This is a genomic window from Metabacillus sp. KH_069 (genome assembly GCF_057838075.1).
This window is the reverse complement of the sequence record NZ_CM174460.1, coordinates 4,345,624-4,363,072: the sequence shown is the minus strand read 5'-3', so window position 1 is coordinate 4,363,072 and position 17,449 is coordinate 4,345,624. Positions and strand designations below refer to the sequence as shown.

General features: G+C 40.7%; 16 protein-coding genes. 14 read left to right on the top strand and 2 right to left on the bottom strand.

Features of this window, described 5'->3' with window-relative positions; genetic code table 11:
- Positions 1-9 precede the first annotated feature (9 nt).
- Positions 10-951, bottom strand: coding sequence for a Gfo/Idh/MocA family protein (locus AC3ISE_RS21865; RefSeq protein ID WP_489222596.1), 942 nt, complete (start codon positions 949-951; stop codon positions 10-12).
- 159 nt (positions 952-1,110) lie between these two features.
- Between AC3ISE_RS21865 and AC3ISE_RS21860 the strand changes: the two genes are divergently transcribed.
- From AC3ISE_RS21860 to AC3ISE_RS21840, 5 genes are all read left to right on the top strand, one after another.
- Positions 1,111-2,055 (top strand): AraC family transcriptional regulator, encoded by a 945-nt coding sequence (locus AC3ISE_RS21860; RefSeq protein ID WP_489222595.1) that lies wholly within the window; start codon positions 1,111-1,113, stop codon positions 2,053-2,055.
- A 25-nt stretch (positions 2,056-2,080) separates the two neighbouring features.
- Positions 2,081-2,476, top strand: coding sequence for a DUF1761 domain-containing protein (locus AC3ISE_RS21855; protein WP_489222594.1), 396 nt, complete (start codon positions 2,081-2,083; stop codon positions 2,474-2,476).
- Between the two features lie 97 nt (positions 2,477-2,573).
- Entirely contained in the window at positions 2,574-3,185 is a 612-nt protein-coding gene (locus AC3ISE_RS21850; RefSeq protein WP_489222593.1) for a DNA-3-methyladenine glycosylase, read from the top strand.
- A gap of 429 nt (positions 3,186-3,614) precedes the next feature.
- Complete coding sequence (locus AC3ISE_RS21845; RefSeq protein ID WP_489222592.1) at positions 3,615-4,307, top strand: response regulator transcription factor; 693 nt, start codon at positions 3,615-3,617, stop codon at positions 4,305-4,307.
- Positions 4,285-6,501 (top strand): sensor histidine kinase, encoded by a 2,217-nt coding sequence (locus tag AC3ISE_RS21840; RefSeq protein WP_489222591.1) that lies wholly within the window; start codon positions 4,285-4,287, stop codon positions 6,499-6,501. The genes AC3ISE_RS21845 and AC3ISE_RS21840 overlap by 23 nt, the downstream gene beginning before the upstream one ends.
- Positions 6,502-6,547: 46 nt before the next feature.
- Here the strand turns inward: AC3ISE_RS21840 and AC3ISE_RS21835 are convergent, their stop codons facing one another.
- Positions 6,548-8,014, bottom strand: a complete 1,467-nt coding sequence (locus AC3ISE_RS21835) for an alpha-amylase (protein WP_489222590.1) — start codon at positions 8,012-8,014, stop codon at positions 6,548-6,550.
- A gap of 200 nt (positions 8,015-8,214) precedes the next feature.
- On the opposite strand from AC3ISE_RS21835, the gene AC3ISE_RS21830 reads away from it, so the two are divergent.
- The 9 genes from AC3ISE_RS21830 to essB all read left to right on the top strand — a co-directional run bounded on the left by AC3ISE_RS21830 (position 8,215) and on the right by essB (position 17,434).
- Entirely contained in the window at positions 8,215-9,750 is a 1,536-nt protein-coding gene (locus tag AC3ISE_RS21830; RefSeq protein ID WP_489222589.1) for an AbgT family transporter, read from the top strand.
- A 13-nt stretch (positions 9,751-9,763) separates the two neighbouring features.
- Complete coding sequence (locus AC3ISE_RS21825) at positions 9,764-11,062, top strand: Zn-dependent hydrolase (protein ID WP_489222588.1); 1,299 nt, start codon at positions 9,764-9,766, stop codon at positions 11,060-11,062.
- Positions 11,063-11,274: 212 nt separating this feature from the next.
- Entirely contained in the window at positions 11,275-11,925 is a 651-nt protein-coding gene (locus AC3ISE_RS21820) for a hypothetical protein (RefSeq protein WP_489222587.1), read from the top strand.
- 279 nt (positions 11,926-12,204) lie between these two features.
- On the top strand, positions 12,205-12,822 hold the full coding sequence (locus AC3ISE_RS21815; protein WP_489222586.1) for a hypothetical protein: 618 nt from the start codon (positions 12,205-12,207) through the stop codon (positions 12,820-12,822).
- 18 nt (positions 12,823-12,840) lie between these two features.
- Positions 12,841-14,787 (top strand): DUF6792 domain-containing protein, encoded by a 1,947-nt coding sequence (locus tag AC3ISE_RS21810; RefSeq protein WP_489222585.1) that lies wholly within the window; start codon positions 12,841-12,843, stop codon positions 14,785-14,787.
- A 12-nt stretch (positions 14,788-14,799) separates the two neighbouring features.
- Positions 14,800-15,126 carry a hypothetical protein gene (locus tag AC3ISE_RS21805; protein WP_489222584.1) on the top strand — a complete coding sequence of 109 codons (327 nt, stop codon included), beginning with the start codon at positions 14,800-14,802 and terminating at the stop codon, positions 15,124-15,126.
- 362 nt (positions 15,127-15,488) lie between these two features.
- Complete coding sequence (locus AC3ISE_RS21800) at positions 15,489-15,782, top strand: WXG100 family type VII secretion target (RefSeq protein WP_070878855.1); 294 nt, start codon at positions 15,489-15,491, stop codon at positions 15,780-15,782.
- 87 nt (positions 15,783-15,869) lie between these two features.
- Positions 15,870-16,109, top strand: a complete 240-nt coding sequence (gene yukD / locus AC3ISE_RS21795) for an ESX secretion system protein YukD (RefSeq protein WP_070878854.1) — start codon at positions 15,870-15,872, stop codon at positions 16,107-16,109.
- Positions 16,110-16,123: 14 nt separating this feature from the next.
- The gene (gene essB / locus AC3ISE_RS21790; RefSeq protein WP_489222583.1) at positions 16,124-17,434 is read left to right on the top strand and encodes a type VII secretion protein EssB; all 1,311 of its coding nucleotides are present in this window, start codon (positions 16,124-16,126) and stop codon (positions 17,432-17,434) included.
- The last annotated feature ends 15 nt before the right edge of the window (positions 17,435-17,449 follow it).

Sequence of the window (17,449 nt, the reverse complement as noted above, 5' to 3'; positions counted from 1 at the left end):
CAACCCTTCTTAACCTCTTAATTTTTCCAAAACATCCTGTGCCTGATAGCCTGCCTCAAAGTCAATGATCTCAGCTTCTTCGCCTTTCAGCGCTTTTACAAGCTCATCAATTAAAGAATCGGCAAGTGAGCTTTCTGCATCAATCCTTTGAATAGGCTCTCCATGCTTGCCTCCTTCAAGTGCTGACCAGTTCAGCAAGGCCAGAGTTCCTTCTGTCCCGTAAGCAGTAAATCTGATTTCTTCTGTTCCTGCAATCTGACTCATGCCATCAATTAAAATCGGCGTACCATCTTGAAGCTCCATTTGAGCCAGAATCCCAATTTCAGAAGCAGCCGGATCTTCGGGATACTGAACGGATTTATTCAGAACACGAACAGGTCCAAAGATTTTTTGGATTTGCTGAATGTAGTGTACGCCGACTTCGAGGACAAATCCGCCTTGTTCACGGCTTGCAACCCAGTCATTTTGCTGCCACGGCCGCGGCCATTCCGGAAAATGCATCTTTAACTCAATCCGTCTAAGATTTCCAACATAACCCTCATTTATGAGGGAAGCAAAGGTTTTGCTTCCGGCACTATAATTCAAAGGGAAATTCATTGCATGGATGATTCCTTTTTCTTTTGCCTGTATGTAAAGACTTTCTGCTTCTTCCAAGGAGTTTGCCAAAGGTTTTTCACATAAAACATGCTTGCCCTTTGCAATCACATCCGTCACAATCTGATGATGAAATTTGGGCGGAACTGCTGCATACACTAAATCGATTTCTGCTTCTTCAAGCATTTTTTTATGATCAGTAAATGAAGACACATTTCCCAGTCTTTCAGATGTTTCACGTGTAACTTCAGCATTCCGGTCACATATAGCTGAAATCATGATATCCGGATGGTCTGTAAAGTTCGTTATTAATCGCTGTCCGATTGCACCTAAACCGATAATGGCTGCCCTGATCATTTGATATCCGCCTTTCTGAAAATAAAACTGATAATTAATTATATTAAGAAATCTAGTATATTCATAGTACTCGTTTAAAAAAGAGAAAGACTGAGAACACACATAATCTGGTATCCTGAATAATAGACAACTAAAAAGAACAGTATTGGAGTTAAGAGCATGACTGTATTTGACCGCGAGCAGCGCACCCATATTTCAAGAGTTCAAAATTATATCGAAGAAAATTTGCATTTGAAATTAACATTGGCTCATTTAGCGAAAGTCTCCACCTATTCTCCCTATCATTTCCATCGTCTTTTCTCGGAATTTACAGGAGAAACACCTGCAGATTATGTAAAGAGGCACAGACTTGAAAAGGCTGCGCATACGTTAATCTATGAGCCGGAAAAGCCGGTGACCGAAATTGCGATCGACTGTGGTTTTTCATCCCTGTCTTATTTTACATACACATTTCATGAAACGTTTCATCACAGCCCAAAAGCCTGGCGTGAGGGTGCATACTTAGAGAAGTTTCCAAGAGTCTATCTAGACAGCAAGAAATCTAAACAAGATAGCAGTAAAAGAAAAGAAGAAAATCAAAAAAGAGAGTACACTGAATTTCAGTGGGTCGACCTGTCAAAAGTAAAAACAGTGGTATTGCCGGAACGTGCCATTGTATTGAAACATCGTCTTGGGGAATATTCAAAAGAGATTGAACAGACGTGGGAGAGCATCTACCGATTTTGCCATGCAAGAAATCTGCTGCATGAGAAAACCATGATGATTGGTGTTCCAAGGAACAACCCCTATATCACTCCTGCTGAAAAATGCCGCTATGACTGCTGTATTTCTATTGATGATTTTGGAAGTATAGGAGATGGGGCAGAGAAGTCAGCCTTTCATGGCGGAAAATATGCGGTTTATGAGTTTGAGGAACCGGTGGATTACAGCAATCGGAAGCTGCTGATTGAATGTTATTCTGAACTGTACAGCTTCTGGCTGCCACAAAGCGGCTACCGTTATTTGGGCAATCCCATCGAGCTTGTTCAGATCGTGCCAAGAGCAGGAACGTTTGAACTGGACTGTAAAATTACAGCCATTGCACTTGAAATCGAACCTAAATAAAGAAATACGAGAGTGAGGTCTTATTGTGATCATAAATTTTATAGATTTAAACTTTTTAGCTGTTATTGCAGGAGGACTGCTGTATATGGCATTTGGAGCTTTATACTATTCTCCATTTTTATTTGGAAAGACCTGGACGCGAATGAATCCAAGTGAAGTAAAAGATTCCGCAAAGTATGCGGGATCTGCTGCCGTTGCATTTCTAAGCTCATTTTTAATCGCAATCATCATTCATTCAATTGGAGCGGCCGATGTGATTTCAGGTCTGATGACAGGATTAATCATTGGCATTCTGCTTGCGCTGGCCTATTTAAAAAATGCGCTCTTCGGATTAACAGGTTTAAAGGTTTATGGAATAGCGGTGCTGGATCATGTCATTGCGTTTTCGTTACTGGGAATTCTTCACGCTATTTGGGGTTGAAAAGGGAGGCTGCTGCCTCCTTTTTGCGTTGAATATTTAGCTTGATGGTCCTCAATTTGATATGATTTAAAGACAAATCTTTAAAGAGGTGGACAACATGAGGCATCAGCCTATTCATTCGTCCTTTTTTAATAAACCTACACTGGAATTAGCTCAGGCGCTTCTAGGTAAAATACTTGTAAAAGAAACAGCAGAGGGTATTGCTGCAGGAATCATTGTTGAAACAGAAGCCTATATAGGACCAGGCGATCAGGCTGCTCACAGCTTCAACAACCGGCGGACTGCAAGAACCGAAGTCATGTTTGGGCCAGCCGGCTATACTTATACTTATGTCATGCATACACATTGTCTTGTAAATGTTGTTAGCGGAGCGGCTGATTCTCCTGAAGCCATTTTAATAAGAGGGGTAGAGCCGGTTGAAGGGCTGGAATTGATGTATCAAAGGCGAGGTCCGGTGAAAAGAGAGCAGGACCTGACAAATGGTCCCGGGAAACTGACGAAAGCATTGGGTATTGTAAAAGAAGATTATGGACGTCCTTTATGGGAGGCGCCCCTGTATATAGCAGAAGGCAATGAGCCTGAACTTACAGCCGCAGGGCCGCGAATTGGAATAGACAACAGCGGTGAAGCAAGAGAATATCCATGGAGATTCTGGGTGAGCGGGAACCGGTTTGTATCGGGTACGAAGAAGAACAACATAATAAAATAGTTTCTTTGAATAACCCTTTAAAATAAGGGTTATTTTTTTTGAAAAATTCTTAAACTTTGTTGCTTTTAGATTAAATGTTTATACCCTTAAGTGGATTGCAGCGGAAGGAACTTGACTCCTGCGGGAAATAGAGCAAATTGGGAGACCCCACAGGCAAAAAGCCGAGGAGGCTCCCATGCTCCCCGCGGAAAGCAAGTTCCTGGAGCGGAAAGGAACGGGCTAAATGTATCATCAAAAACAACGATCTATGTGAAAACAGCCTTTTGAAAAGAATAGGAGTTGGTGCATCCAAGCTGAACAGCCGTTTCCGCTTTTCTTATAAAAATTAAGAAATTCTTAAACATTCCACTGACAGAGTGTTAAGAATTTCCTATTAGACTATAGATAATCACTTGAAAACAGATATACTTTTGAAAGGAGCGTGAGAAAATGACCAATTATAACGTTTTAGTAGTGGATGATGATAAAGAAATCCGCGATGCGATTGAAATCTATTTAAAGAATGAAAACATAACTGTCATAAAAGCGAAAGACGGCATAGAAGCTCTTGAAAAACTGAATGAGCACGCTGTTCATTTAATTCTGCTGGATATCATGATGCCCCGTCTTGACGGCATCTCAACCACTTTTAAAATCCGTGAAAAAAAGAACATTCCGATTATAATCCTGAGTGCAAAGAGCGAAGATACAGACAAGATCCTCGGCCTGCAGGTAGGGGCAGATGACTATGTAACAAAGCCGTTCAATCCGATGGAGCTGATTGCCAGAGTGAAATCTCAGCTTAGGCGATATGTGACGCTTGGTACATACGAAGGTGCGAAAAAGACCGTAGATCTGAACGGTCTTACCCTTGATCAAACAGCCAAAGAAGTGACGGTGCATGGCGAAAACGTAAAGCTTACACGCATTGAATACAGCATAGTAGAGCTGCTGATGCTGAACGCCGGACGCGTGTTTTCAATCAACGAAATCTATGAGCGGGTTTGGAATGAACCTGGCTACAACGCCGAAAAAACCGTTGCCGTCCATATCCGCAAAATCAGAGAAAAAATTGAAATTGATCCTAAAAATCCGAGATATTTAAAGGTGGTATGGGGAATTGGGTACAAAATGGAAAAATAGTCTAACGTTCTTTCTCATCATGATGCTGCTGACATACGGAATCAGCGGTCTCTTTTCAGGTGCTGCAAACGGAGACAGGTACTTATTTAAAAACTATTTTCAGTCTAACGAATTTCAAGAACGGCTAAACTACTTTACAAATCTTTTAAGCTTATATGAATTGAACGGGACGACCAAAGAAGAAGCTAAGGAAAACATAACCGTATCAGCAGAGGAAATTGAAGAACATCGATATAGATACGGAAGTTTATCCGACCAGATCATGAACATAGAAAGTCAGTATGAAGAAGAAATTTTCGCTGCTAAGGAAAATGGAAACAGCGAAGTTGAAAAAGTGCTGACGGAAGAAAAAAATAAAAAAATTGCTGACATCACCATGAATTTTAAAGATGATGAGCATGTCCGAAAAAAACTTATCGCAGAAAAAGAAAAGAATATCGATCAATTCTTTGAAGAAATCTATAAGTATCCTAAGTCTGAATATGAAGCAAATAAAAATCAGTTTGTTTATTACTTGAAAAGCACCGATTCTGAAGAAGTTCACACCAACTTGCAAATGTCTGAGAAAGATGATCCCAAAGAGTTTATCAATCAAAAAGACATGTACTATATTGAAAATTATTCGGGATCAAGAGGCTATATCAATTCAACAGATGGATTTCATTATTTTGGAAGCAGTGATATTACGGAAGATCTAATCAGAGGGGAGGAAACAAGATTCACCGGACAAATCGCCTTGTCAAAAAATGCACCCGCAGACAGCGAAACCATGATTGAACTTCGGGATTTTCAGAAATCACAGGCTCTCTATTACGGACATTCACTCAGCGGCCTTGCAGCTCTTTTCATCAGTGTTTTTCTCCTGAGAAGACGTCCGCTGTTTGAACCCATTCTGAAAAACAAGTGGGCGCAAGTGTACCTCCGCCTGCCTCTGGATGTGAGAATTCTCTTCACCGGCATTGCGTTTGTCGGAAGCATGATCTGTATGTTCGGAGTGATCGACTATTATCCGTTCCGTTATGGATACGAATGGCTCTATGCGTTTATCTTTTTAATGATTGGAACGTTGTTTATCGCTGCACTCATCGTTCAGGCAGTCCTTCTCATTCACCTATTTAAAACAGAAGGCCATTTCAAGGCAGAATGGAAAACAACTATACTTTTCAGGATTGCAAAGGCTGTGGCAGACGCTTTTCTGATTCAGAAGGTAGGCATTCAGCTTTTGATATTGCTTGGCATTGTTTTCTGCTTTGGGGTTGGAGCGGCAGTAGTGATCGTTCAACCTGCGTTCCTGCTCATCTACTTTCCTGCTCTTTTGCTCATTGGCCTTCCGGTGGTGCTGTTTATGTTCAAACGGATTGGCTATTTTAATAAAATTGTGGCGAATTCAAATGACATTATGCTCGGCAATCTGGAAACAGACCTGCCGGTTAATGGGAAAACGGCCCTTGCGACACTTGCTTCGAATATGAATGCTCTGAAACACGGGGTAAAAACTTCACAGCAAAAGCAGGTGAAAAGTGAACGTCTGAAAACGGAGCTGATCACAAATGTCAGCCACGATCTGCGGACACCGCTTACTTCCATTATCAGCTACACAGAATTGCTGAAAAATCCGAATCTCTCAGAAGAGGAAAGAGCTTCCTATGTAGAAATTGTCGACCGCAAATCGCAGCGCCTGAAAATCCTGATTGATGATTTGTTTGAGGCGTCAAAAATGGCGAGCGGCAATATTGATTTAGTGAAACAAAACGCAGATATTGCACAGCTCCTGCAGCAGGCGCTTGCTGAATACAATGAAGCCATCAGCCAGTCTTCCCTGCAGTTCAGGGTGATTCATTCAGATGAACCTGTTTATGCAGTCGTAGACGGACAAAAGATGTGGAGAGTGTTTGAGAATTTGATTGGCAATATTCTTAAGTATTCTTTAGAGAATACGAGAGTGTACCTTTCCGTTAAAAAAATCGGGGAGCATGTCATCATCTCTTTTAAAAATGTCACCAAGTATGAGCTCAGCGAAAACACAGATGAATTATTTGAACGGTTTAAACGCGGAGACTCCTCGCGCCATACAGAAGGATCCGGTCTTGGCCTTACGATTGCCAAATCGATTGTTGAGCTTCACGGAGGGCGATTGGAGATTGCTGTAGACGGAGATTTATTTAAAGTAACCATAATCTTGGACGCTAAATAAATAACAGCAGGTTTCCGTATCCAGGAAACCTGCTGTTTTCATTTACTTATTCAACATCTTCATCCGGACGGGCCCAGACAGAAACACTTTGGCCGTTTACAGGGAACGTCGCAAAGCCATCATCTTCAATGGTAATATGCTCTTCGCGGGTGCCTGTTAAGTCCACCCATACTTTACCTGCATGGTGTTCGCCGACACACATCCGTTTTTCTCCTTCGTCGCCATTTGAAATGACAACTGCACAGCCGGAACGCTCGAACTCATCCACGCCGCGTCTTACCCAGCCGATTGTATTCGGATGGTCAAAGTAGTCTTCCTGCTCACCATAGGCCCTTGTCTGTCTGGCATAGAGAAGGGGATCAATCGCTTCTCTTTTGCCGTCGATTGGATTGTCTCCATCAATTCCGTAGTAATCGCCATAAAATACACAAGGATATCCCTGCTTTCTTAGAAGAATCAGAGCATAGGCACTTTGCTTAAAGCAGTCTTCAACCCATGATTCGAGGGCTTCATCAGGCTGGGAGTCATGATTATCAACAAATGTGACGGCATGCTCGGGATGGGAGCCGACAAGGGTATCCTCAAAGATCGTGGAGAGATCAAAATCATTTCCTGCCATGGATGCTTCGTGAAGCTTGTAGTGAAGGGACACATCAAATAAACTCATTTTGTAGTCAATTTTATCAAGGAAATTCTGGCATTCTTTTAAATCGGATTTCCAGAACTCTCCAACAAAAAAGAAATCATCCCCGCGGTCTTCATAAAGCTCTTCTGCAAACCTCTGAACAAACTCATGATTGATATGTTTAATGGCATCAAGGCGGTATCCATCACACTGCAGAGTATCTGCAAGCCACTTGCCCCATGAAATCATTTCATCCTGAACTTCTTCATTATCATAGTCAATGTTCGCGAACATTAAGTAATCATAATTTCCGAATTCCTCGTCAACATTTTCATTCCAGTCTTTATTGTCACCGACAATTTTAAAGACGCCGATTTTATCGTTTTTCGCATCGTAATCTGTTCCGTTGAAATGCTCAAAATTCCATTCAAAGGAAGAATACTTTCCTTTTCGGCCCGGGAAGTTGAATTTTGTCCAGCCTTCAATATTAATTGGCTCGGATAATTCTTCCGTTCGGTCCTCGCGGTCTACTTCAATCACTTTAAATAATTCCGTCTCATCAGCTCCTGCTTTATGATTCATAACCAAATCCACATAAACGGCAATGCCGTTATCGTGACAGGCTTTAATAGCAGCAAGTAATTCCTTCTTCAAACCATATTTAGTACGGACAGAACCCTTTTGATTGAACTCTCCAAGATCATATAAGTCATACACGCCATATCCGACATCATCTCCAGACTGGCCTTTTGTAACGGGAGGAATCCAAACCGAATCAATGCCTCTTTCCTTAAGCTCCGGCGCTAACTCTTTCAGCCTGTTCCAGTGTGTTCCAGTTGGTCTTACATGCCATTCAAAAAACTGCATCATTGTGTGATTCTGTTCCATCCCGAATTCCCCTTTTCATTGTGTTCTTTCTGTTATCCTACTTTCTACCCTTAATAACAGAAAACGAAGCAGAATTTTTTAAAAATTTCCCGCTTATTTAGTTAAAGCGTTTTCATCGTGAAATTACGGGTTGCGAAATAAATAGAACTCTTTATAATGAGAAATATTAAAAAATTCTGTTAAAGGAGATGAGAATGTCTATGGAACCAAACACAGCAGCAGCCGCGGACAGGAAAAGCAGGGGATTATTTAATCGCATGCTTGATGGTGTAGAGAAAGCAGGAAACAAACTGCCTGATCCTGTCACCTTATTTATTCTGTTCGCCGTCATCGTCATTCTTGCATCTCACATTGCTTCCTTGTTTGAAGTGAAGGTTGTTAACCCGGCAACGAAAGAAAGTGTTGAAGCTGTAAGCCTGCTGACAAAGGATGGATTTCAGCAGATCATGACAAATATGGTTAAGAATTTCGCAGAGTTCCCTCCGCTTGGATTAGTGCTTGTTACCATGATTGGTGTAGGACTTGCAGAGGGAGTGGGGCTGATTTCTGCTTTGCTTAGAAAGCTTGTTCTTGGAGCCCCGAAAGGGATTATTACCTTTTCAATTGTCTTTGCAGGGCTGCTTGCAAATATGGCAGGAGATGCTGGATTTATCGTACTGCCTCCTATCGCGGCACTTGTATTTATGAGTGTTGGAAGACATCCGATTGCGGGGATGGTTGTCGCATATGCTTCTGTTGCAGGAGGATTCAGTGCAAATCTGATCGTTAATATGCTTGATGCTCTTTTAGCAGGATTTACACAATCCGCAGCAGAAATTGTCGATCCCGATTTTCAGACCAATCCGGCAATGAACTGGTATTTCTTAGCTGGGTCCTGTGTGTTTTTTGTACCGCTTGCCATATGGGTCACGGAAAAGATCGTCGAACCAAGGCTGCCTGAATATAAAGGTCCCCGCATGCCGATGGACAAGCTAAGACCGGAAGAATCAAAAGGATTGAGATGGGCTGGAATAGCGACACTCGCATTCCTTATCTTAATAGCACTTACGATTGTTCCTGAGAATGGCTGGCTCCGCGGCGAAGACGGCGCGATCATCACTTCACCATTCATGAACTCTCTTGTTCCTATTATTATGGGTCTGTTTCTATTTCCTGGACTTGCATATGGGATTGCAACTAAATCGATTCGTTCAGATAAGGATGTCGCCCAGGAAATCGCCAAGTCGCTTGGAACGATGGGGATGTACATGGCAATTGCCTTTTTTGCGGCCCAGTTTATTGCCTATTTCAACTGGAGCAATTTAGGAATCATCATGGCGATCTCTGGAGCGGATCTGCTTAAAGGTCTTGGACTCACAGGCTTGCCTCTATTAATAGGGTTTATCTTATTCTGCGGAACTCTGAATCTCTTTATCGCAAGTGCTTCCGCTAAATGGGCTATTGTAGGTCCGGTCTTTGTTCCAATGTTCATGCTTCTCGGGTTTGACCCGGCATTCACGCAGGTTGCCTATCGGATTGGTGATTCAATAACAAACCCAATTACTCCAATGTTTGCGTATTTTGCTATTTTGCTTGCGGGAGCTAAGAAGTTTGATAAGAATATGGGACTTGGTTCACTGATTTCCGTCATGCTTCCATATACGATTTTCTTTGGCATCGCTTGGATTTTATTTTTTATCGCCTGGTATTATCTCGGAATTCCGCTCGGTCCTGGAGCAGATATCCATTTAAAATAGAAGGAGGAAGCTTATGGCTGCTGTATTTTCAAAAGAACGATTGATTGAGGAGCTGGATCAATGCCCTTCTTATGAAGGAATTGATCCGACAGAACTTGCTGATAAATTATCCGTCCTTTTTGAAATAGGAAAAACGCCTGAAGGCGGAATCACAAGGTTTCCCTATACAAAGGAAGAAAACGAAGCAAAAGCCATTTTTAAAGGCTGGATGATAGAAGCCGGCCTTGAAATCAGGGAAGATGCAATCGGCAATTTATTTGGCACACTTCAAGGAACATCGAGAGAGCTTCCTGTCGTCATGACAGGCTCTCATTTGGACAGTGTTCCAAATGGCGGTGCATTTGACGGTCCGCTCGGCTGCTTAAGCAGTTTGCTTGCCATCAAGGCGATTGCTTCTAAGGAAGAGAAGCCAAAACGTTCCATTGAGCTTGCGGTTTTTGTGGACGAAGAAGGAGCACGATTTAAAAACGGTATTTTTGGAAGCCGCGTTATGATGGGTGAAGTTGGTGCAGCTGATTTCAAATCGTTTAAAGACGATAATGACAACGTTCTGTACGATGAAATGGTACGTTGCGGGCATGATCCGGAACGAGTTCAGGATTCGTACAGAAAACCAGAGGATATATATGCTTTTCTTGAACTTCATATTGAACAGGGCAGGCGCCTGGAATCAGAAGGGAAAGATATCGGAATTGTGAGCGGGATTGCAGGGCCTTCTTGGACGTCCTTTACGTTCTTAGGAGAAACAGATCATGCGGGAAATACACCTATGAACTTCCGCAGGGATACACTGGCGGCCGCAGCAGAATTTATTCTGAAAGTTGAACAGGCACCGCCAAGGTTCAGCCATACAGCTGTTGCAACAGTTGGGAAAATAAATGTTTTTCCAAATGGAACGAACGTCATTTCCGGCAAAACAGAGGTCATTGTCGATGCAAGGGATATTGACCTGGAAGCAAGAGATGCCATGATTGCATCATTAAAAGATGAAGCAGTGAACCTTTCAAAGGAAAGAGGAGTTGTAGTCGACATAAAAGACGGCATTAATATCGCACCTGTGATTGTCCCAGACCATATACAGGAAGTCATCCAAACCTCTGCAAAAGCGAGTGGACTAACCTCGCTCTCACTTCCAAGCGGTGCGGGGCATGACGCAATGACACTCGGAAAATATGTGCCATCAGGCATGATTTTTGTGCCTAGCTTAAACGGGAAAAGCCATTCACCGGAAGAGTGGACCTCACTGCCTGACTGCGTCAGAGGTGTGCAGGTGATGAAAGAATCGCTTGACCAGCTGGCAAATAGGATTTGAGTGCAATCCCAAAATCCAAAAATCCTCTCCCGCAATTTGGGAGAGGATTTTATAATGTTCAAATCTAATAAAAAAATGGTCATATGATTGCAGTGATTAAGGGATTACCTGGAATTTAATAAGATTATTCGGGTTCCATATTGAACGTTAGTGGGAAATTGTGGTAGTAATAAGATGGAGTACATACGAGATATCCGAAAGGAGCCCATCCATTGAAAAAATTAATACAGTTTAGTCTGGTTTTTATGCTGATCTTTACTGGGGGTTGCGGAATGAGCAAAGAAAAAGGAATCGGAAACGGTAAAACAGATGCTTCAACTATGCCGGAAACAGAAGCCTTTAAAGATGAATTTACACGGGAATTTATGGCTTCAAGCAAAGAGGTTGAAGAAGGGTATTATACATTCCAATCAAAGACAAAGGGATATACGATGCTGTTTCCCAGAAATGCTGTAATTTCTAAAAAGAATTACGAAATTCAAGAAGATAAATATGAGACCTTAACATTTGGTGAAAAATTGGAAGATAAGAATATTTCATATTATATAAAATTAACTTTTGAAGACAACAGCAATACAGCTGATACAGATATTAAATTGCGTCAGCTATCCAAAAGCACAGGTTATAGTGGGAACTTTGAAAGTGAAGATATGAATGAAAATACTGTGTATTATTCGAGTGATAAACCAGAAGAGACGGATTACTATTTTTACTTGGCATATATTAAATCAAAACAATCCGATAAAGCGATACGGCTTACATACTTCAGTAACTGTTCTGAAGAGGAAAAGAACTGTGAGTTATTGTCCAAAGGTATTGTTGAAAGGATTAATTCATTAATACAGTCTATTAAACTCAAGTAGATAACATTAAATTATTTGAAGGTTAATATCAAATGCAAAACGAAGAAGTTCTGAGGCGGAATAGGACACCGCTCGAAATTTAGAAATTTAAATGAGTAATTACTCCCATGTGTATAGTAGTAACTTTTTCATTATTCAGGTTTCATCTTGAACACCAGTGGGAAATTGTGGTAGTAATAAGGTGGAGTACATACGAGATATCCGAAAGGAGCCCATCCATTGAAAAAATTAATACAGTTTAGTCTGGTTTTTATGCTGATCTTTACTGGGGGTTGCGGAATGAGCAAAGAAAAAGGAAACGGAAACGGTAAAACAGATGCTTCAACTATGCCGGAAACAGAAGCCTTTAAAGATGAATTTACACGGGAATTTATGGCTTCAAGCAAAGAGGTTGAAGAAGGGTATTATACACTCCAATCAAAGACAAAGGGATATACGATGTTGTTTCCTGTGAGTGCAACTATTTCATCCACGTCCTATGACTCTCAAGAAGACTTTTTTGAAACATATAACTTTGGGGAAGGCGTAAAGGAAAGCAACCTATCAAGATATGTAACTATTACCTATGAAGACAAACCTACCACTAAAAATATTGAATTTAACTTAGATATGTTATCAGAGCATGCAGGATATGAAACATCTTTTGAAAAGATTAATAATGGTGAAAATCTTATCTATTACGGTAAAGGTTCCCAAACAATCAATGATACAGAGACAAAAAAGAAAGCGGATTTTTATGGATATTTTGGATACATACAATCACAAAAGACCGAAAAAGGAATTCAATTCTTTTATGAGGTTACATGTATGGACGCAGATCAATCTTGTGAAATTGATGTAAAGAGTGAAGAAGAAAATGCATTGTTGATCATGAAGTCAATTGATTTTACAAAGTAGGTTTTAGAGGTGAAACCAATGCAAAACGAAGAAGTTTTGAATAGTGACATTCTGCGGGTCAGGCTGACTGAGCTTGAATACGGCGGTGAAAAAAAGTTCACTGTAGAAGAAGTTAGAAAAATCATTATAGAAGAAACGGGTGAAAGTCCTCCTAGTAACATTGAAATCTTCAGTACAGATTCTCTTAAAGAATTTAAAGAATTAAAGAATGAAGGCAAAGATTCTGGTTTTGATGGTACAGCTATTCATTTTTTTGATGCTGAAAAAGGAATTAATCAGACATACGTTATTACTAGAGGAAGTGAGAATGTAGAAAGGTTAGATGATAATGAAGAAAAAGGCGGTCCCTTAGACTGGGTTTACAATTCATTAGGTATTTATGCTGGTAAAGAGAGTAATCAATACAGGGATGCGAAATTATTTGATTCATTAGTAAGTAAAGAAGTGGAAAAAAATATTAAATTAAATCATATAGAAATTGAAAATAAAAAATATGGACTTGGTCACTCGTTAGGTGGAAATTTAATTCAGATGATTTCTATAATGAATAGATCATTTGAAAAGGTATATGCTTTTAACGATGCACCACCAAGTGCCTATCAACTAGCTTTTATTGATATTAGCTTTAGAAGAAAACTATTTTTAAGATTTGATCTTAATCCAAATTCATTTGATGAAATCTACACTATTCCCCCGGGAGAACTCAAAGCTTTTGCTGAAAACCACTACAGAGAGAGCGGCCAAAACATCCACCACCTCACCAACGAAGAAGACATGCTGTTTGCAGCCTGCAATCTCCGTGGATTTCTTGATTTAGGAAGCCGGACAGTGTTGGATTCAGATCCAGATTTTGAGAGCATTCGTGAAAGAATCAGCAATCTATCAGATGAAGATTTATATGAGATGCAAAAGTTCCTAGTGAAGTATGCGCCCGCGTATAAAGCGGGAGGATATAACGGCTTAATCAAAGCGATGACTGGCGTTGATTTGGTGCTTTTACAGGAGCTAAAAGATACTTGGACCAATATCAGCATCACGGATAATCCAGTTGGTGCTGCTGAAGCTGTTTGGGAGACGGTCAAAAAGTTTGACGAAATTGCTGTTAATCTCAAGGACTTTGCGATGCAGTTGCCGCAATTGATTAAAAATCTTCCAGTCCTGCTGAGCATTTTTACTGATCTGACGAGCGGGGAAATTGACCTTATTGTGGATGAGCTTAAAGGTATGGAGAAGGATGTAAAGGAAATCCAAAGCTTGATTGCAAGTCTTGCAGATTTGACAGCGATGGATGGGCTTCTAACGCTTAATCCTATAGACTTTGTTCAAAAACTGTTTGCTATTAAAGATCATTTTGAAGCAATCGATGCGAAAATCAATCAGCTTTTCGGACGTTTCGATACCATCAAAGCCATCATCGGGGAGGCAAAGCTGGAATTTGGCGAGGCTGTAGAGGGCCACAGCCTTCAGCAGGTTTCCAATGCACTTGCTAAAAAGGGCAGGCGTTATGAAGGCGGAAGTCTCTTTATCTTTAAAGCCGATGGGAATGGACAGAAAATTGAAGTGAATCTCTCTTCAGCTGTGAAGATTTATCAATCAGGAATGGATTCCTATGATGATCAGGAGGCTGTTTTAAGAAGATATCAGAGTGCTTTTGAGACTGTTTTCTTTGAGGATTATGAGAGAAGAAAAGGAGATCTTCTGAGCCGGATTCATGATATGGAATCTAACCCGCATTCTTATCGGAAGCTGCTTGCTATAGGAAGCGATTATGAAGTGAAAAGCATTCATGTCCATGAACAAATTCCAGCGCTGCCTGCAGCTTTCTCAGACCGTTTAGATGAAACGGTCCATCATTTTCAGGATCAGTTCGATAAAGGAAGAAAACTCATTTCTTCCATACGGACATCGATTGAAAAGATGTTTCAAGAAGAAAAGGACATTGCTTCTATTTTTGATCTCAGATAAGGAGGAATGAGTGTGAACCAGCTTTATAAGGAGCACGTGTTTGATTCTGCTAAGGATTTAAGATACAAAGCGGATCATCTCAATTTCCAGCTTGAATCGCTTGGTTCAGCAGGTGTTGAGCTTTCTAATATGATTAGAATGGAGCTTGCAGGCAGTACGGCAGAGTTTATTAATCAAATATCCACCGAACTGACCAAGCTTCAGTCTGAAAATGAAGCAGTCATCAGCCAGCAGATTTACAGCAATCATATGCTTGCTAATCAGTATTCCAATTTTGTAAATGACATGAATGCTCAATATTTGACGATTCGATATGAGAAGAAGGAAGCGATTGGATAAAGGCAAAAACATTAACGGAGAAAATCACTTATCTACAAAAACCACCATTTTTTTCATATATAATATGAGAATATATCCTCCAAAATTCATCTGGCTGGACCGTCACAAATAACCCGGGAATCAGAAATGGGACTATCCCCTTAACGTATGGTAAATTTTATTAATTTTTTCCTTATTATAGGTTTTATGGGTGAATTGACTGGGTAAATAATAACAGAATCGAGGAATTCAGTCATATTCTTCCTCCATTACATATTAATAGATAGAATGTACCATTTTACTAGTATTCTAGAAGTAACAATTGACCTTCATGGTCTTTGTTTATACAATTAATGTAAATTCGTGTAAAAGGAGAGATGAAAATGTCAGGAATTATTCGCGTTACCCCTGCTGAACTTGTCGATATGTCAAAACGTTATAACAATGAGGGTGGAGAGCTTGGCCTTATGATCGGCCGCCTTGACAGCATGATCGGCCAATTACAGGCTATGTGGGAAGGGGAAGCAAGCAACGCTTTCAGAGATCAATACGAACAGCTTAAGCCTTCTTTCGTTGACATGCAGCATTTAGTAGAAGATATTTCAAGACAATTAGAGAAGACAGCACACGCTCTTCAAGAGGCTGATGCAAACATTGCAGGCCAAATCCGCGGTTAATAAGATCTGACAATCTAATGAAGTGCAGAAAGGAGCGCCCATTCTAAATCAGATGACGGCGCTTCTTCATTTTTGAGGTGAAAAGGCATGTATATTGAAGTGACAATCGATTTGAAGCATTACACAGGAGAAACATTTGATCTGCGTCTATCAAATTATCACTCTGTCAAAAAAGTAGTAGATATCGTATGGCAGGCAAGATGCATTTCTGACCCACCTCGAGAAGGGTATTGGGTGCGCGTTCCCAATAAGCAGATTGTCCTATCAGGCAACCATAAGCTTGTAGAATGCGGAATTACAACAGGAGATCGTTTTGAAATCCTATGAAGGAGTCATTCTCAATGTCAGAAAAAAAACAGACTTATTTAGAGCAGCAGCTTGAGGCTGTCATAACGAAGGAAGATGGCTATACCTTCATCTTCCAAACAGAAAAAGTGAAACTGGATCAAGCAGCAGAAATCGAAATGCTGAAAGAAATGGATCCATCCATTAAACGGGAAATTACTCTGACTGAAGATGAATTAAGGGTTCATGTTCAGCCGCCTGAGACTTATTTGGGTTTTTCCAGTTTAAATAAAAAAGAAGAACGAAGCAAGTGGAATTTTTCCTATCAGCTGGTAAAAAAGGTAAAAAATCACTCGTTATCGCGGCTTCATTTGATTGTGTGTCCTGAAAACATTTCATTTGATCAAAGCTTTACGCCCTATTTTCTTCATTACGGTGTAATGGAAAGCATTCCTCCTTATGAACAGGACAATGACCGGCTCTGGCAGGAACTGAAAGCCTGTGTTGCAGCTGCTGTCGATTCCAACTATTCATTTGAACAGTATTTAAAATTCAGCGAAACATTAGATATTTCTCAAGTATCCCGGGAATTGCTTTCAGCGGCAACTTATTCTGAATTGTTAACCCTGATTGAAAGGAACATGAGGGAAGTCGATAACAAGAATGCAGCCCTAGTATCCATTCCGGAAAAGAAATGGAAGCTTACACGGTACATAGCTCTCGGATTTCTTGTTTTGCTTGTTCCCGCACTTGTTTATACAGCATATTCCCTTTTTTCCCTTCACCCTAAACAAGAAGCGTTTGTAGAGACCAATGAATACTACCTGGGAAATGATTACAGTGAAGTGGTCAGCACCCTTTCAAGCTACAGCATTGAAGAAATGCCAAACGTTGTGAAATTTCAATTAGCATCCTCTTACATAGTGAATGAATCTTTGACTGAAGACCAAAAGGAAAGCGTGCAAAACACGCTGACCCTCCAATCTGATCCTCAGTACCTTGAGTATTGGATTCATATTGGAAGAGGCGAGGCGAAAGAAGCACTCGATCTTGCAAGAAATCTTGAGGACCGGGATCTGATTGTCTTTGGGCTTATTAAATACCAGGATCAAATAAAAGCGGATACCGAAATGAACAGTGAAGAAAAGCAGCAGGAACTTCAAAAAATAGATGCAGAAATAAAACAGTTTAAAGAAGAACAAGAAGCCCAGAAAAAAGAAGAAGAGCAGAAGTTAGAGGAAGAACAGAAAGCGAAAGAGCAAGTGGAAGAACAGCAGAAAGCAGAAGAAGAGGCTAATGATGCAGCTGAGCAGGCGAAAGCTGCAGAGAAAAAGCCAGCCGCTCCTGCAAAATCAGGCTCTGACTGACGATTATAGGCAACA

Bases quoted from the DNA above. Each gene is read 5' to 3' on its own strand.
- AC3ISE_RS21865 (WP_489222596.1), bottom strand. From the start codon at position 951: ATGATCAGGGCAGCCATTATCGGTTTAGGTGCAATCGGACAGCGATTA.
- AC3ISE_RS21860 (WP_489222595.1), top strand. From the start codon at position 1,111: ATGACTGTATTTGACCGCGAGCAGCGCACCCATATTTCAAGAGTTCAA.
- AC3ISE_RS21850 (WP_489222593.1), top strand. From the start codon at position 2,574: ATGAGGCATCAGCCTATTCATTCGTCCTTTTTTAATAAACCTACACTG.
- AC3ISE_RS21845 (WP_489222592.1), top strand. From the start codon at position 3,615: ATGACCAATTATAACGTTTTAGTAGTGGATGATGATAAAGAAATCCGC.
- AC3ISE_RS21835 (WP_489222590.1), bottom strand. From the start codon at position 8,014: ATGGAACAGAATCACACAATGATGCAGTTTTTTGAATGGCATGTAAGA.
- AC3ISE_RS21830 (WP_489222589.1), top strand. From the start codon at position 8,215: ATGGAACCAAACACAGCAGCAGCCGCGGACAGGAAAAGCAGGGGATTA.
- AC3ISE_RS21825 (WP_489222588.1), top strand. From the start codon at position 9,764: ATGGCTGCTGTATTTTCAAAAGAACGATTGATTGAGGAGCTGGATCAA.
- AC3ISE_RS21815 (WP_489222586.1), top strand. From the start codon at position 12,205: ATGAGCAAAGAAAAAGGAAACGGAAACGGTAAAACAGATGCTTCAACT.
- AC3ISE_RS21810 (WP_489222585.1), top strand. From the start codon at position 12,841: ATGCAAAACGAAGAAGTTTTGAATAGTGACATTCTGCGGGTCAGGCTG.
- AC3ISE_RS21800 (WP_070878855.1), top strand. From the start codon at position 15,489: ATGTCAGGAATTATTCGCGTTACCCCTGCTGAACTTGTCGATATGTCA.
- yukD (WP_070878854.1), top strand. From the start codon at position 15,870: ATGTATATTGAAGTGACAATCGATTTGAAGCATTACACAGGAGAAACA.
- essB (WP_489222583.1), top strand. From the start codon at position 16,124: ATGTCAGAAAAAAAACAGACTTATTTAGAGCAGCAGCTTGAGGCTGTC.